This is a genomic window from Streptomyces sp. NPDC028331 (assembly GCF_055565775.1).
On sequence record NZ_JBVHTR010000028.1, the window covers coordinates 85,510 to 100,919 of the forward strand.

General features: G+C 73.1%; 12 protein-coding genes, 1 tRNA gene and 1 riboswitch. Of the genes, 7 read left to right on the top strand and 6 right to left on the bottom strand.

The window, feature by feature from the left end; all coding sequences use genetic code 11:
- The first annotated feature begins 257 nt into the window (after nucleotides 1–257).
- Both ACZ4SW_RS31675 and ACZ4SW_RS31680 read left to right on the top strand, forming a co-directional pair.
- Nucleotides 258–989 (top strand): MgtC/SapB family protein, encoded by a 732-nt coding sequence (locus ACZ4SW_RS31675; RefSeq protein WP_468252263.1) that lies wholly within the window; start codon nucleotides 258–260, stop codon nucleotides 987–989.
- A 169-nt stretch (nucleotides 990–1,158) separates the two neighbouring features.
- Nucleotides 1,159–2,859 (top strand): heavy-metal-associated domain-containing protein, encoded by a 1,701-nt coding sequence (locus ACZ4SW_RS31680; RefSeq protein ID WP_468252264.1) that lies wholly within the window; start codon nucleotides 1,159–1,161, stop codon nucleotides 2,857–2,859.
- Between the two features lie 134 nt (nucleotides 2,860–2,993).
- Here ACZ4SW_RS31680 and tyrS read toward each other — a convergent pair whose 3' ends face one another.
- From tyrS to ACZ4SW_RS31695, 3 genes are all read right to left on the bottom strand, one after another.
- Nucleotides 2,994–4,262, bottom strand: a complete 1,269-nt coding sequence (gene tyrS / locus ACZ4SW_RS31685; RefSeq protein WP_468252266.1) for a tyrosine--tRNA ligase — start codon at nucleotides 4,260–4,262, stop codon at nucleotides 2,994–2,996.
- A 201-nt stretch (nucleotides 4,263–4,463) separates the two neighbouring features.
- Nucleotides 4,464–5,243: a GTP cyclohydrolase II gene (locus ACZ4SW_RS31690; RefSeq protein WP_468252267.1), complete on the bottom strand. Its 780-nt coding sequence runs from the start codon at nucleotides 5,241–5,243 to the stop codon at nucleotides 4,464–4,466.
- A gap of 214 nt (nucleotides 5,244–5,457) precedes the next feature.
- On the bottom strand, nucleotides 5,458–5,967 hold the full coding sequence (locus tag ACZ4SW_RS31695; RefSeq protein ID WP_468252268.1) for a MarR family winged helix-turn-helix transcriptional regulator: 510 nt from the start codon (nucleotides 5,965–5,967) through the stop codon (nucleotides 5,458–5,460).
- 100 nt (nucleotides 5,968–6,067) lie between these two features.
- Here ACZ4SW_RS31695 and ACZ4SW_RS31700 point away from each other — a divergent pair, with 100 nt between their 5' ends.
- From ACZ4SW_RS31700 to ACZ4SW_RS31720, 5 genes are all read left to right on the top strand, one after another.
- A complete protein-coding gene (locus ACZ4SW_RS31700) occupies nucleotides 6,068–7,216 on the top strand; it encodes a dihydrofolate reductase family protein (protein ID WP_468252270.1) in 1,149 nt (382 codons plus the stop codon).
- A gap of 117 nt (nucleotides 7,217–7,333) precedes the next feature.
- A tRNA-Met gene (locus tag ACZ4SW_RS31705) sits at nucleotides 7,334–7,407 on the top strand.
- Between the two features lie 603 nt (nucleotides 7,408–8,010).
- Nucleotides 8,011–9,162, top strand: a complete 1,152-nt coding sequence (locus ACZ4SW_RS31710; RefSeq protein WP_468252271.1) for a PP2C family protein-serine/threonine phosphatase — start codon at nucleotides 8,011–8,013, stop codon at nucleotides 9,160–9,162.
- 207 nt (nucleotides 9,163–9,369) lie between these two features.
- A riboswitch (cyclic di-AMP (ydaO/yuaA leader) is annotated at nucleotides 9,370–9,527 on the top strand.
- Between the two features lie 11 nt (nucleotides 9,528–9,538).
- Nucleotides 9,539–10,552: a M23 family metallopeptidase gene (locus ACZ4SW_RS31715; protein WP_468252272.1), complete on the top strand. Its 1,014-nt coding sequence runs from the start codon at nucleotides 9,539–9,541 to the stop codon at nucleotides 10,550–10,552.
- A gap of 80 nt (nucleotides 10,553–10,632) precedes the next feature.
- On the top strand, nucleotides 10,633–11,577 hold the full coding sequence (locus ACZ4SW_RS31720; protein ID WP_468252274.1) for an aldo/keto reductase: 945 nt from the start codon (nucleotides 10,633–10,635) through the stop codon (nucleotides 11,575–11,577).
- Between the two features lie 88 nt (nucleotides 11,578–11,665).
- Here ACZ4SW_RS31720 and ACZ4SW_RS31725 read toward each other — a convergent pair whose 3' ends face one another.
- From ACZ4SW_RS31725 to lhgO, 3 genes are all read right to left on the bottom strand, one after another.
- Nucleotides 11,666–13,075 carry a PrsW family intramembrane metalloprotease gene (locus ACZ4SW_RS31725; RefSeq protein ID WP_468252275.1) on the bottom strand — a complete coding sequence of 470 codons (1,410 nt, stop codon included), beginning with the start codon at nucleotides 13,073–13,075 and terminating at the stop codon, nucleotides 11,666–11,668.
- Nucleotides 13,076–13,138: 63 nt separating this feature from the next.
- The gene (gene trmB / locus ACZ4SW_RS31730) at nucleotides 13,139–13,972 is read right to left on the bottom strand and encodes a tRNA (guanosine(46)-N7)-methyltransferase TrmB (protein ID WP_468252276.1); all 834 of its coding nucleotides are present in this window, start codon (nucleotides 13,970–13,972) and stop codon (nucleotides 13,139–13,141) included.
- Nucleotides 13,973–14,028: 56 nt separating this feature from the next.
- Nucleotides 14,029–15,267 carry an L-2-hydroxyglutarate oxidase gene (gene lhgO, locus ACZ4SW_RS31735; RefSeq protein WP_468252278.1) on the bottom strand — a complete coding sequence of 413 codons (1,239 nt, stop codon included), beginning with the start codon at nucleotides 15,265–15,267 and terminating at the stop codon, nucleotides 14,029–14,031.
- Between the last annotated feature and the right edge of the window lie 143 nt (nucleotides 15,268–15,410).

Sequence of the window (15,410 nt, forward strand, 5' to 3'; positions counted from 1 at the left end):
CTCGATTCCAGTGTGATCGTTCGGCCCTTTCTCCCGGCGCCGTGTGCGAACACGGCGCCACCCACGGTGACTGGTACGTCGCGCGCGGCGAGGAGGTTCAACGGGCGCGCGGATGAGTTCCCGCGGGCCGTTCCAGCGCCGGGTGGAGTTGCGCACCGACCCGCCCGGCGCACGGGCCTTCCGTCTCTGCACGTGCCCCGGTTCACAGGCATGGCCGCCGTGACCGGGGTATCCGTGGGACCGGAGGGGAGGTGCGCATGTCCGAGCTGGCGGTTCCCCTGTGGGACGTGGGCAATGGGCAGGGGCTGCGGCAGTTGGCCGAACTCGGTGTCGCCCTGCTGCTGTCCACTCTGATCGGCTGGGAGCGGGCGGCGCAGCAGAAGAGTGCGGGCCTGCGGACCCACACCCTGGTCGGCATCGGCAGCGCGCTGATGATGGAGGTCTCCCAGCACGGCTTCACCAACGTGCTGGGGCTGGACAACGTCTCCTTCGACCCGTCCCGGGTGGCCGCCCAGATCGTGTCCGGCATCGGCTTCATCGGCGGCGGACTCATCTTCGTACGCCGGGACGCCGTCCGCGGTCTGACCACCGCGGCGACGATCTGGCTCACCTGCGCGGTGGGCATGGCCTGCGGCGGCGGCCTGCCGATCCTCGCCATGGCGGTCACGGCCCTGCACTTCCTCGTCGTGCGGGGCTACCCCCTGCTCACCGCGCGCCTCGTGCCCGACCGGGCTCCCTCCGTCTTCGAGTTGCGCATGACCTACCGCACGGGCACGGCCCTGCTGCCCCGGCTGATGGAGATCTGCACCCGGCGCGGTTTCCGGATCCTCCAGGTCAAGGTCGACCGGCTGCCCGGCGGCACCGACCCGGCCGCGCGCGTCCTGCTCGAGCTGGAGGGCACGGCCGACACCGGACGGCTGACGTCCGAGCTGTTCGAGAGCGACGGCGTGACGGAAGTGGAGATGACCGCCGCCGCGGACGACGAGTAGAGCCGCCACGGGGGAGAAGCAGGGCCGCACGGGCGGCGAGCGGGGCCGCCGCGGACGAGCGCGCGCGGAATCCCGGGAATCCCGGAAGCCGCCGCGAGCGGCATTAGGGAATGAGTCGTGCGGGTACCCGGCCGTGGTGGCCGGAAGTGTGGTGTCGTCTCTGGCGGCCGTGACCCGTGCCGGGGTCGGCGGGGCGTGGGCCCTCGGCGGGGCGGGCGTCCGTACCGCCGGGCGCGTGGCGCCGGTGGCGGCCAGGACAGGGCTGCGGGCCGCCGAGGGCGGCGGGCGGGTGGCGGTGGCGGCCGTCCGGCACGGGGTCTCCGCGGCCGCGGGGGTGCCCGGGCGGGCCGCGCGGATGGGGCGTGTTCTGGTCGACCTCCACCCGCGGCGGCACACCCGCCATGTGTGGGCCTCGCACGGACGTGCGCACATCGAGGTGCGCGGGCTGGATCGCGGCGGCCGCACGAGGGAGCGGCTGGCCGGCGGGGTGACCAGGGCGCTGCGCGGGCTGAACGGCGTGCGGTGGGCCGAGGTCAACGCGGTGACCGGCCAGGTACTGCTGTCGTTCGACGAGCGCAGCGTCGGCGTCGACCGGCTTCTGAACACGGTCAGGGCGGTGGAGCGGGCCCAGGGCGTGCGGGACGCGGACTTCCCCTGGGCGCAGCCGGTGACCCCGGGCGACGAGGCGCCGGCCGCGGCGGTGACGGCCGAGTTGCTGGTCGACTGCGCGGCGGTGGCCGCCGGGGCCGTGCAGCGGGCCTTCCGGCTGCCGTCGCTGCCCCGGGTGGTGCCCGTGGCGTTGGCGGCGCTGGAGCTGGAGCGCGGCCTGCGCAGGCCGTTGGTGCGCCGCATCGGGCCGCTGGAGACCGATCTGCTGCTGTCCCTGGCGGGCGCCGTCGTGGGCGGGCTGTACGGCGGTGTCGGCATGCCCGCCGTCGATGCGGCGAACCGGATGCTGCTGCTCCGCGAGATTCGCGCCCGGCGCCGGGCATGGGAGCGGCGCGAGAGGGAGCTGTGCCCGGGCCCGGCCTGCGTCCCGCACACCCGGCCGGCGCGGCATCTGCGCGGCAGGGCCCGGCCGCCCGGTCCCGTCGAGCGGTGGGAGGCGCGGCTGGCGCCGTTCGCCCCGCTCACCGCCGCGGCCGTGTTCGCGCTCAGGGGCAGTACCAGCCGGGCGGCGGACGCGTTGCTCGCCGCGGTCCCGCGGGCCGCCCGTTACGGGCGGGAGGGCTTCGCGGCCACGGTCGGACGTGAGCTGGCGCGGCGTGGCGTGGTCTCCCTCGATCCGTCGGCGCTCCGGCTGCTCGACGTGGTCTCCGCCGTGGTCGTCGACTCGGCGGTGCTGGTGACGGAGGACGGCCGGCCGGCTCCGCCCGCCGGGCCGGTGCTGGCCGCCGCACGCGCCACCGGGGCGCGCGTGGTGCTCACCGAGGACGAGCGGATCCGTGAACTCCTGTGCCCCGCGGACGAGATCGTCGACCGGAGGCAAACCCTGGCCGAGCGGGTGTGCACACTGCGGAACCACGGTGAGGGCGTCCTGGTGATCTCCGGCAGGGACGCGGAGGCGCTGGCCGCCGCGGACATCGCGGTGGCGGTGCCCGACGCACCGGGCGTCGAGGCGTCCTGGTCGGCGGACCTGGTGTGCGCGGACGGCCTGCGGGACGCGTGGCGCATCCTGCGTGCGGTGACCGCGGCCCGCACGGTCTCCCGGCGCTGTGTCCGGTTGGCGCTGGCGGGGTCCGCCACCGGAACGGTGCTCGCCCTCGTCGGCCCCAGGCGTGGCGTCCTCCGCGCTCTCACCCCGGTGCACATCGCGAGCCTGACCGCCCTGCTGTGGTCCACCAGGACGGCCCGGCGCGCCGTGCGGTGAGCCTCAGGGACGTGATCCGGCCGTCCGGGGGCCGACGGCGACCGGCTTGCCCGCCTCCCGGTTGCCGCGGCTCGGCTTCGTGGGCGGGGACCACGCCCCCGCCCACGGCTGAGCTCCGGTCTCCCGAGCCTGCGTCAGACTCCGTTGACCTCGATCACCGCCAGGTTCTTCTTGCCCCGGCGCAGCACCAGCCAGCGACCGTGCAGGAGCTGGTCGGCCGTGACCACCGCGTCCTCGGCGGTCACCTTGACGTTGTTCACGTAGGCGCCGCCCTCCTTCACGGTGCGGCGGGCGGCCGACTTGCTCGCCACCAGGCCGACCTCCGCGAAGAGATCGGTGACCTGGCCGAGCTCGCTCACCTCGGCGCTCGGGAGCTCGGAGACCGCGGCCGCCAGCGTCGCCTCGTCGAGTTCGGCGAGTTCACCCTGCCCGAACAGCGCCTTCGACGCGGCGATCACCGCAGCGCACTGGTCGGCGCCGTGAACCAGCGTGGTCAGCTCCTCGGCGAGCGCGCGCTGCGCGGTACGGGCCTGCGGTCGCTCCGCGGTGACCTTCTCCAACTCCTCAAGCTCCTCGCGGGACTTGAAGGACAGGATGCGCATGTACCGCGAGATGTCCCGGTCATCCGTGTTCAGCCAGAACTGGTAGAACGCGTACGGCGTGGTCATCTCCGGGTCGAGCCAGAGCGTGCCGGTCTCCGTCTTGCCGAACTTGGTGCCGTCCGCCTTCGTCATCAGCGGCGTGGCGAGCGCGTGCACCTCGGCCTGCGGTTCCAGGCGGTGGATCAGATCGAGACCGGCCGTGAGGTTCCCCCACTGATCGCTGCCGCCCGTCTGGAGGGTGCAGCCGTACCGCCGGTACAGCTCCAGGAAGTCCATCGCCTGAAGGAGCTGGTAGCTGAACTCCGTGAAGCTGATGCCCTGCTCGGACGCCAGGCGCTGGGCGACCGAGTCCTTCGTGAGCATCTTGTTCACCCGGAAGTGCTTGCCGATGTTCCGCAGGAACTCGATCACGGACAGGCCCGCGGTCCAGTCCAGGTTGTTGACCATGGTCGCCGCGTTGTCGCCCTCGAAGGAGAGGTACGGCTCGATCTGCGCGCGCAGCCGGGTCACCCACTGGGCGATGGTCTCCGGGTCGTTCAGGGTGCGCTCGGCGGTCGGCCGCGGGTCGCCGATGTGGCCGGTCGCGCCGCCGACGAGCGCCAGGGGGCGGTGCCCCGCCTGCTGGAGCCGGCGCAGGGTGAGCACCTGCACCAGGTGGCCGACGTGCAGGCTGGCCGCGGTCGGGTCGAAGCCGCAATAGAACGTGACGGGTCCATCCGCGAGAGCCTTGCGCAAAGCGTCCTCGTCAGTGGCCTGGGCGATCAGCCCGCGCCACTTGAGCTCGTCGACGATGGCCGTCACGGTCCTTTGTCTCCTTGAGTCGCGTGTGTCAATGTGGCGGCCAGTGTAGTGCTCCGGCCGGATTTACGCGTTTGTGCTGCTCGGCGACGGCGCGGGCACGCGCCTGGATCTCAGCGCAGGAAACTCGGCGCCAAAAATCTCAGCGAGAACCCCAGCGTGGGAACCCCAGTGGGAATCCCAGCGTGGGAATCTCCCTGCTGTTCATCCCGCCGTCAGTTCCGTCAGCGGCAGGGTGTGCTGGGTGTGGACCACCTTGGCGCGCAGATAGCGCACGTTCTGGGCGGTGGTGAAGACGCCGGTGGGGACGCGGTGGGTGACCGTGAGGCCGAGGTCGCGGAGCTGGCGGGCCTTGTCGGGGTTGTTGGAGAGCAGGTCCAGGGCGTCGATGCCCAGCGCGCGGAGCATCTGCGCGGCGGCCGTGTAGTCGCGGGCGTCCTCCGGCAGGCCGAGCGCGGCGTTCGCCTCGTAGGTGTCCAGGCCCTGGTCCTGGAGGGCGTAGGCGTCGAGCTTGTTGTAGAGGCCGATGCCGCGGCCCTCCTGGCGCAGGTAGAGCAGGACGCCGCCGTGTTCGGCGATGCGTTCCACCGCCTCGCGGAGCTGGGGGCCGCAGTCGCAGCGGGCCGAGCCGAAGACGTCGCCGGTCAGGCACTCGGAGTGCAGCCGCACCAGCGGCGGCCGGCCGGCGGCGGGTTCGCCGAGGATCACGGCCACGTGCTCCTGGCCGTCGGTCAGGCCGTGGAAGGTGACCAGGTCGGCGGTGACGGTGTAGCCGTCGCCGAAGCGGAGGGGGACCGTCACGCGGGTGCGGACCGTGGCGGCGGGGAGGCCGGTGGCGGGCAGCTCGGTGCCGGGAATGCCGGTGGCGGGCAGGGGGGTTGCGGAAAGGGGAGTGGCCAGGGCGGCCGCGGACGGGTCCGCTGTGTGCGGGTCGGCCGGGTCGCCGGTGTCGCGGGAAGGGATGGTCTCGTGTGCGTCGCGCATGGCTGTCGTCTTTCTCCGGGCCGACGATGGCGGGTGCGGAGGATGCGCCCCATGCTTCAGATTTGAAGCACAACCTCGGCCGAGACTCTAGCCCTGCTTTAAACTTCAAGCAACTCTTTTCCCGTGTTGCCTGGGTTACTCGGCTCACGCCGGGGGCGAACGCCGCTGGGTTGCTCGGCTCACGCGGTGGACGAACGCCGCTGGGTTGCTCGGCTCACGTCGTGGACGAACGCCGCCGCCACGGCAGCTCGGCGCACGCCGACCGCTCCTCACCCGCCTGGAGCGCTTCCGTGATCCGGGCGCAGATCTCCTCGAGCTGGGCCACCTGCTCCTCGGTGAGGTGGTCGAAGACGGCCGATCGGACCGTCTCGACGTGCCCCGGCGCCGTACGCTCCAAAAGCGCCCTCCCGGCCTCCGTCAGGACCGCCACGCTGCCGCGCTTGTCGGTCGGGCACCCCTCCCGGTGGACCGTGCCGTCCTTCTCCAGCCGGGTGACCACGTACGTCAGCCGGCTGCGCGTGATCTTCAGCGCCTCGGCGAGATCGGTCATGCGCATACGGTGCCCGGGCGCCTCGGAGAGGTTCGCCAGGACCGAGTAGTACAGGTGCGGCATGCCGGCGTCCTGCTGGAGCTGCCGGTCGATCGCGTCCTCCAGGAGCCACGACGCGGCCAGGTACGAGCGCCAGGCGCGCATTTCCTCGGGGGTGAGCCAGCGGGTCGTCATACTGGCAGTGTAGTTATTGTTTAAAAGTTGAACCAAGCTGAACCAGGCTGAACCGAGCCCGTCCCGTGCACCGGATGATCCCGACCCCAGGAGCGCCGCCATGGCCCACCCCTACGTCCTGTTGTCCGCCGCCGTCTCGCTCGACGGCTTCCTGGACGACACCGGGCCCGAGCGGCTGCTGCTGTCCGGTCCGGAGGACTTCGACCGGGTCGACGAGGTGCGGGCGGGCAGCGACGCCATCCTCATCGGCGCGGGCACGCTGCGCACCGACAACCCCCGGCTACTGGTCTACTCGGCCGAGCGCCGGGCGGCCCGGCTCGCCGCCGGGCTGCCGGAGTATCCGCTGAAGGTCACGGTGAGCGCGTCCGGGGACCTGGATCCCGAGGCCCGCTTCTGGCACACGGGCGGCGCGAAGACCGTCTACACGACGAACAAGGGCGCCCGGCGGCTGCGCGGTCTGCTGCCGGCGGAGGTGGAGGTGGTCCCGCTCGGCCCTGAGGTGGAGTGGCGGGCCGTGCTCGATCACCTCGGGGACGTCAAGGGCGTACGGCGGCTGATGGTCGAGGGCGGCGGCAGCGTGCACACGCGACTGCTCCAGCAGGGACTCGCGGACGAGGTGCAGCTCGTGGTGGCGCCGCTGTTCGTCGGGGAGCCGGAAGCCCCGCGGATGTTCGGGCACGGCGCGTACCCGCCCGGGCGGATGCGGCTGGTGGAGACGCGCGCGGTCGGGGACGTCGTGCTGATGCGGTACGCGCCCACCGCGCCCGGCACCGGGGCGCTCGCCTCGGCCGCGGACCGGCGGTGGCTGGAGGTGGCCTGCGAGCTGGCGGCACAGTGCCCGCCGTCCCGGACCGCCTTCAGCGTCGGCGCGGTGGTCGTCGCGGCCGACGGCACGGAACTGGCACGGGGCCACTCACGGGAGGGCGGCGATCCCGTGGTCCACGCCGAGGAGGCGGCGCTGGCGAAGCTGGATGCCGCTGATCCGCGGCTGGCCTCGGCGACGGTGTACAGCAGCCTCGAACCGTGCGCCCGCCGCGCCTCCCGGCCCGCGCCCTGCGCCCGGCTGATCGCCGAGGCGGGGGTACGACGGGTGGTGACGGCCTGGCGGGAACCGGACACGTTCGTCGCGTCCGCGGACGGGAACGCGGTGCTGGCGGCGGCGGGCGTGGACGTGGTGCTGCTGCCGGAGTTCGAGGACCGCGCCAAGGCCCCGAACGCCCATCTGCTGCCCCCGGGCGCCCGTTCCTGACGGCGTAGAACCGGGGCCGGGCGGCCTCGCGTCGGGCCGGATTCCGCTGGTGGGACGCCGTGGGGGTGGAATGCGTGCGCAACCTGTCGCGCGCATGGCGTACACTGGAATCACCGACGCGGGGTGGAGCAGCTCGGTAGCTCGCTGGGCTCATAACCCAGAGGTCGCAGGTTCAAATCCTGTCCCCGCTACTGAAGGCCGAGGGCCGGAGTCCGAAAGGGCTCCGGCCCTCGGTGCGTCCCGGCCCCTCGGTGTTTCCCCGGCCCCCTCCTTCACCCTGCGGCGGCTACTCCGCCCGGCCCACAGCGGTCGCCCCCCGCCGCCCTTCCGGGAAGCCTGGACGGGTGGCGCAGCAAGCAGGCGAGCGGTGGTCATGGGAGCGGGACGATCCTGACGACGAGGAGTCGCACGGATCCCAGGGGTCCCAGCGGTCCCAAGGGCCCCGGAAATGTCAGCAGTCCCAGGTGTCCCAGTCCCAGATGTCCCAGTCCCAGGTGTCCCAATGGCCCCGTGGGGCCCATGAGTCGTGTGAGCGGGGGACCGAGGACCGCGACCCGCCGGTCCGACGCCTCTTCGACCGCGACGACCGGCGGGGCGGGCGCCTCCCCGGCCGCACCGACCAGCGACGCGGCCGACTCGTCGGCGCGTCCGGCCACCCCGGCGCCTCCAGAGTCCGTGAGGACCCCGGAGTCCCTGAGGACCCGGGAGTCCCCGGCGACTCCGGGCTCCCCGGCCCGCCCGGGGCCTCCGCCACCCCCCTCCCCACCCCCACGCCCGTCCCCGGAACAGTCCCGGTGTCGGCGTACGGAGAGGGAGACGCGGAGGCCGAGGCCCGGGAGCGGCGGATCTCGTACGCGCGGGCGTTCCTGCGCGCCCTGCCCGGACTGCTGATCGTCGCGGGGGTCTGCTTCGACCTCTTCGCTCCCTCCGACTACACGGCCGGCCCCCTCTTCACCGCCGCGCCGCTCGTCGCCGCGCCCCTGTTCCCGCTGCGGGGCACCGTCCTCACCGGCGTGACGGCCGTCGTGGTGGTCGTCGGGGTCCGTCTCGGGCTCGGCGTGCTCGGACGGGCGGGCGAGATCACCGAGGTGGCCACCGTCGTCACCGTCGCCGCCCTCGCCGTCCTCATCAACGTGCTGGTCCGCCGCAACGTCGCCCGCCTCGCCTCCGCCCGGCAGATCGCCGAGGCCGCGCAGCGCGCGGTGCTGCCCGAGCCCGCCGCCCGGATCGCCGGGCTGGACATCGCCGCCCGCTACGAGGCCGCCCAGGCCGACGCGTTCATCGGCGGTGACCTGTACACCGTCCAGGACTCCCCGCACGGCGTACGGCTCGTCGTCGGCGACGTGCGCGGCAAGGGCATGGGCGCCGTGACCGCCGTGGCCGTCCTGATCGGCGCCTTCCGGGAGGCCGCCGAGCAGGAGCCGACGCTCGAGGCCGTCGCCCGGCGCCTGGAGCGGGCGCTGTCGCGTGACCGCGCCGGACGCGAGGGGCCCGACGCGTCCGAGGGGTTCACCACCGCGGTGCTCGCCGAGATCCCGCACGGTTCCGGAGTCGTCCGCATCGTCAACCGCGGCCACCCCGCTCCGCTGCTCCTGCACCCGGACGGCTCTCTGCGCGAGTTGCAGGGCACCGAGGCCGCGCTGCCGCTCGGCATGGGCGACCTAGGCGTCTGGCCCGACCGGGCGGAGGAGTGGGACTTCCCGCCCGGCTCGACGCTGCTCTTCTACACCGACGGAGTCTCGGAGGCACGGGACGCCCACGGCCGGTTCTACGACCCCGCCGTCCGGCTCGCCGGGCGGGTCTTCCCCGGCCCGGGCGCCCTGCTGAGCACCGTCACCCGGGAGGTCGCCCGGCACACCGGCGGCCGCGGCACGGACGACATGGCCCTGCTGGCCGTGCGCAGGCGCGCCCGCCTCCGGGCGCGCTCACAGACGGTGAGTGAGTGATGCCCCTGCGCATAACAACTGACATACTGTCAATACCGGTGAGGTCTCTGAGGCCGGGGCGACTCGCCCCTTTTTCTCCCTTCAGGCCGTGAAAGTCCTGGCCAGCGGCTTGAACGGATCTGTCCGAACAGCTTGGAATACAGGCCCCGCGTCTATTAACGTTCGATAACGCAGCGCGGTCGTCCCAGCCGTCACCAGAGACGGCTCCGTGCGCGCCTGCCGAATCCCGCGAGGGAGCCGGGGAACCACCACCTTGGGGTGAATCGAGCGGATATCGCCGTGTTCGCACGGCCGGTATACGCGCGTAGGAGACCTTCCTGCTCCGAACCCGTCAGCTAACCCGGTAGGCGAGACGGAAGGAAAGGAGTGCGCCCACGTGGCGTTCAACCGGCCTGCCCAGAGCACCTCGTTCGCCCCGAACGGCACCCAGACGCTCGACGTCGCCCCCGGCCTCGACGAGGGCCCCTGGGAGGAGTGGAATCCCACCGAGGACTCCGTCCGTCCCGTCCGCGGCCGGCACCGCGTCGCCAAGCAGCGCGGGGGCGGGCTCGCCCGCAGCTCCACCGTTCTGGGCGTCGGCGTGATCGCGGCCGTCGGCGCGGGCGGCATGGCCACCGCGCAGTCCGGCAAGCCGCCGGTGTCCATATCCCTGCCGGACCTCTCCTCGGTCACGGACTCCGCCAAGGCGCTCATCGGCGAGGACTCCGGCGCCCCCAAGAGCTCGGCCACCGCGCTCAGCACCGTAGGCCGGACCGACGCCACCGACACCGCCGGTGCGAAGAACGCGGGCGAGGCGCTGCGCGCCCGGATCATGCAGCAGGCCGAGTCCCAGCAGGACCGGATGGCGCGGGCGGCCGCGCAGGCCGCCGAGGACGCCGCCGTGAAGAAGGCCGCCGCCGCGGCGGCCAAGGCGCAGGACGACGCGCGGGCCAAGGCCGCCGCCCAGCAGAAGAAGGCGGAGGAGGCCGCGCGGCTGGCGAAACTCGCCCAGCAGTACTCGCTGCCGACCTCGTCCTACACCCTGACCTCCCGCTTCGGTGACGCCGGGGGCATGTGGTCCTCCGGCTACCACACCGGCCTGGACTTCGCCGCGCCCACCGGCACGCTCATCAAGGCCATCCACAGCGGCACGATCACGGAGGCGGGCTGGGCCGGCGCGTACGGCTACCGCACGATCCTCACCCTCGACGACGGCACCGAGCTGTGGTTCTGCCACCAGTCGTCGATCAGCGTCACGGTCGGGCAGAAGGTCAGCACGGGCGACGTCATCGGCCGCGTGGGCGCGACCGGCAACGTCACCGGACCGCACCTGCACCTGGAGGTCCACCCGAACGGCGGCGCCGCGATCGACCCGATGGCGTGGCTGCAGAGCAAGGGGATCAACCCCTGACGCCCCAAGGCGCGCCCGTTTACAGGATCTTTGCGGGCTTCGCGGAAGACGCCCGTCCCGTCCGGGCGTTGGCGTAGAGCATGACTTCTCTTCGCAAGCTGGGTTCGTCCGATCTCGAGGTCTTCCCGCTGTCGCTCGGCGGCAACGTCTTCGGCTGGACCGCCGACGAGACGCAGTCCTTCGCCGTCCTCGACGCCTACGCCCGGGCGGGCGGCAACTTCATCGACACCGCCGACGTCTACTCGGCCTGGGCGCCGGGCAACAAGGGCGGCGAGTCGGAGACCATCATCGGCAAGTGGGTCAAGGCGCGCGGCAACCGCTCCGACGTGGTCATCGCGACCAAGGTCAGCCAGCACCCCGACTACCAGGGCCTGACCGCCGCCAACATCAAGGCCGCGGCCGACGCGTCCCTGCGCCGCCTGGACACCGACTACATCGATCTCTACTACACGCACTACGACAAGCCGGAGGTGCCGGTCGAGGAGATCATCGGCGCGCTGGACGAGCTGGTGAAGGCGGGCAAGGTGCGCGCCATCGCCGCCTCCAACATCTCCGCCGAGCGGCTGCAGGAGTCCCTGGACTTCTCCGACCGCGAGAACCTGGCGCGGTACGTGGCGCTGCAGCCGCACTACAACCTGGTCTCGCGCGACACCTACGAGGGCGCGCTGCAGGATGTCGCCTCCCGCGCGGGGCTCTCGGCGGTCCCGTACTACGCGCTCGCCTCCGGCTTCCTGACCGGCAAGTACCGGCCGGGTACGACGGTGGAGTCGGCGCGTGCCCAGGGCGCGGCCAAGCACCTGGCGACCGAGCGCGGGCAGCGGGTCCTGACGGCCCTGGACGAGGTCGCCGAGGCCCGGGGCGCCGAGATCCCGACGGTGGCGCTCGCCTGGCTGGCGGCCCAGCCGACGGTCACGGCCCCCATCGCCTCGGCGCGGACGGTGGAGCAGCTTCCGGCGCTGCTGGCCGTGGCGGACCTGACGCTGACGGACGAGGACGTGGCCAAGCTGACGCAGGCGTCGGCGTAGCGGGGCAGACCGCCGGCCGTCTCCGTCCCGCTGCGCACGGAGACCGGCCGGCCGGCGAGATCCGGCGGTGCGGCACCGGCCGCAACTCCTAGGAGCGATACGGGTTGTACTCCGGATACGGCGCCGCCGGGCCGTAGTGCGGGGCGGTCGGGCCGTAGTGCTGCGCGGTCGGGCCGTAGTGCGGGGCAGTCGGGCCGTAGTACGGGGCCGCCGGGCCGTAGTGCGGGGCCCTCTGGTGGGGCACGTTCCCGTATCCGGGCCACACCGGCGGAGCCACCGGCATCGTCGTCCGTGCCGCATACTCCAGCGCCGGCCGCGCCACCTCCCGGCGGGCCCACAGCTCGGTCAGCAACTCCCCCTCGCGTACGGCGAAATCGGCGCCCGCCCGCCCCCGGCGCCCCCGGTGGCGCAGGAACGCCAGCGACGTCGCGTACGCCTCGTACTGCGCCACCGACCGCGCCGCGGCCTTCCCCAGGTGCTGCCTCGCGTGCTCCCGTGCCAGCCTCCGCGCCCGCATCGAACCGAGCACGAACGGCTCCACCGGCCCCATCCACCCGGCGACCGCGTACGCGGGCAGTTCCTCCCGCACCGTCCGCAGCTCCCGCTGGCGCGTCCAGATGACCAGCCAGGTCAGCAGCCCGAACGCGGGCACCATGAACGACGCGTAGACCGCGAAGAACCCGTACTGGCCGAACGTGGACGACCCGTTCCACATGGAGTGCATGCCCATCGCGAGCAGCAGCCCGCCGAGCGGCGCCAGCACCCGCCGGACCCGCTGGCGCTCCGCGGACAGCGCGGCGATCCCGAAGCCGATGCCGGTGAGCACGGTGAACAGCGGGTGCGCGAAGGGCGACATCACCACGCGGACGAAGAAGGTCGCGGCCGTGACGGACGCCAGCCCGCTTCCCCCGCTCATCTGGTCGGTGCCGAAGGCCGTGCCCAGATACAGGATGTTCTCGGTGAAGGCGAAGCCGGTGGCGGTGACGCCGGCCACCACCACCCCGTCCACGATCCCGGTGAAGTCCCGTCTGCGGAAGAGGAACACCAGCAGGACGGCCGCGGCCTTCGCGGACTCCTCGACGATCGGCGCTATCAGGGTCGCCCCGAGCGTGTCGGCGCTGTGCGGGTCGGCGGTCGCGGTGGCTATCCACCGGGTGGCGAAACTGTTGGCGACGATCGCGATGAGCGCCGCGGCGCACGCGCCCCAGGCGAAGGCGAAGATCAGGTTCCGCCAGGGTCCGGGCGCCACCCGGTCCAGCCAGCGGAACGCCGCGATGAGCAGCGGCACGGGCAGCACCGCGAGGCCCAGCCCGACCAGAAAGCCCTCGGTACCGGTCTGCTGCCGCACGAGGGCCAGGATGACGAGCCCGGACAGCGCGAGAAGCGTGATCAGCGCCCCGTAACGCACCCACCGCCGCTGCCACCAGTGCGGGTGCCCGAGCGAGCCGCCGGCGGCGTTGCCGCCCGGGTGAGTCGGGTACGAGGGAAAGGTGGCCACGGCATCGACCCTAACGAGACAGGGGCGCCGCCCGCGACGGTGTCCGACGGGCCCGCGGGACGCTCAGCCCTCGGCGGAGGGGTGATCGCGGTGCTGTACGCGCCGGAAGAGCAGGTCGTTCACGACATGCCCCTTGTCCAGTCCCTGGCCCTCGAAACGGGTCAGCGGCCGGAAGGCGGGGCGGGGCGCGTACCCGCCGTCGGGCCGGGTGTTCTCGAACGCCGGGTGCGCGGTGAAAACCTCGAGCATCTGTTCGGCGTATGGCTCCCAGTCCGTGGCGCAGTGCACCAGCGCGCCCGGCTTGAGGCGGCTCGCGGCGAGCGTGAGGAACTCGGGCTGGATGAGCCGCCGCTTGTGGTGGCGCTTCTTGGGCCAGGGGTCGGGGAAGTAGACGCGCAGCCCGTCGAGGGAGTCGGGGGCGAGCATCTCCCGGAGCAGGATGATCGCGTCGCCGTTGCCGACGCGGACGTTGGCCAGCCCTTCCCGGTCGGCGAGCGCGAGCAGGTTGCCCTGGCCGGGGGTGTGCACGTCGACCGCGAGGATGTTGGTGTCCGGGTCGGCGGCGGCCATCTGCGCGGTGGCCTCACCCATGCCGAACCCGATCTCCAGCACGACGGGACGGGCGTTGCCGAACAGCTCGGCGAGGTCGACGACCCGCTGCCCGTCGATGTCCAGCCCCCACTTGGGCCACAGCCGCTGCAACGCGTCCGCCTGCCCGGCCGTCACCCGGCTGCGCCGCGGCTGGAAGCTCCGGATCCGCCGCTCGAAGTGCGACCCGGCGGGATCGGCCTTGGGCCCGTCGGGGAACCGCGGCTCCCCCTTGGCCCGGGGGCGGCGGCTTCCACCACCGGGGGTGGCCTGGGATTCTTCGGGGACGAAGTCGAGGGAGTCAGACACAGTGGGACCAATTTTAGGGCCTGCGGGACCGCGGGCGGTCGGGCCTCCTGCGCCGCTCATCCCCGCCCCAGCACACCCAGCACCCTCCGCGCCACCTCGCGCCCGATGGGCAGCGAAGCGGTGGCCGCGGGGGACGGCGCGTTGAGGACGTGCACCGCCCGCGCCCCCTCCCGGATCAGGAAGTCGTCCACCAGCGTCCCGTCCCGCAACACCGCCTGCGCCCGCACCCCGGAAGGGGCCCGCACGAGGTCGTCCTCCCGCACCGCGGGCAGCAACCTCCGCACGGCCTCGGTGAACGCCCCCTTGGACACCGACCGCCGCAGCTCCCCCGCCCCGTACCGCCAGTGGCGCCGCGCGATCCGCCACGAGCCCGGCCACGCCACCGTCGCGCCCAGCTCCCGAGGCCGTACGACCCCCCAGCCGTACCCCTCGCGGGCCAGCGCCGGCACCGCGTTCGGCCCGATGTGCACCTCTGAGTCGATTCCCCGGGTCAGGTGCACCCCGAGGAACGGGAACGCCGGATCCGGCACCGGATACACCAGTCCCCGCACCAGCTCCGGCCGCCGCAGCGCGTAGTACTCGCCCCGGAACGGCACGATCCGCACCCCCGGGTCGTCCCCGGTCATCCGGGCCACCTCGTCGCAGTGCAGCCCGGCACAGTTGACCAGCACGCGCGCGCGGAGCACCGTCCCGTCACCCGTGCGCACCGCGACCCCCAGCGAGGCGCGCCGGTCGATCCGGACCACCTCCGCCCCGTACCGGATCTCCGCCCCCGAGGCCTGCCCGAGCTGCCGGGCGACCGCGACGAAGTCGCAGATCCCGGTGGTGCCCACGTGGATGGCCGCGAGCCCGCGCACCTCCGGCTCGTACTCCGTCATCTGGGCCGGGCCCAGCTCCCGTACCGGAATGCCGTTCTCCCTGCCGCGCTGGACGAGTGCGTGCAGGCGCGGCAGCTCGTCCCGGTCCGTCGCGACGATCAGTTTGCCGGTGACGGCGTGCGCGATGCCGTACTCCGCGCAGAACTTCACCATCTCGGCGGCGCCCTCGACCGCGTACCGCGCCTTCAGGGAGCCGGGGCGGTAGTAGATCCCGCTGTGGATGACCCCGCTGTTGCGCCCCGTCTGGTGGCGGGCCGGGCCCTGCTCCTTCTCCAGGACGGTCACCCGCGTGCCCGGCGCGGCACGCGTGATCGCGTACGCCGTCGACAGGCCGACGATCCCACCACCGATCACCAGCACGTCGCAGTCGTAGGCGATCTCCCGCACCTGCTCCACCTCCCGGTTTCGATAGTGCACTGCGCCACTGACAGCGGCCTCAAACCAGGGGGAGGACCAGCGCCCCGGTCGGGGGCGCGGGGCCGTATCGACATGCGGCTCCACCGCGTGGGCGCGACGAGCCGCGGACACCCCGCGGCTCCAGGACGACGGCGATCGGGCAG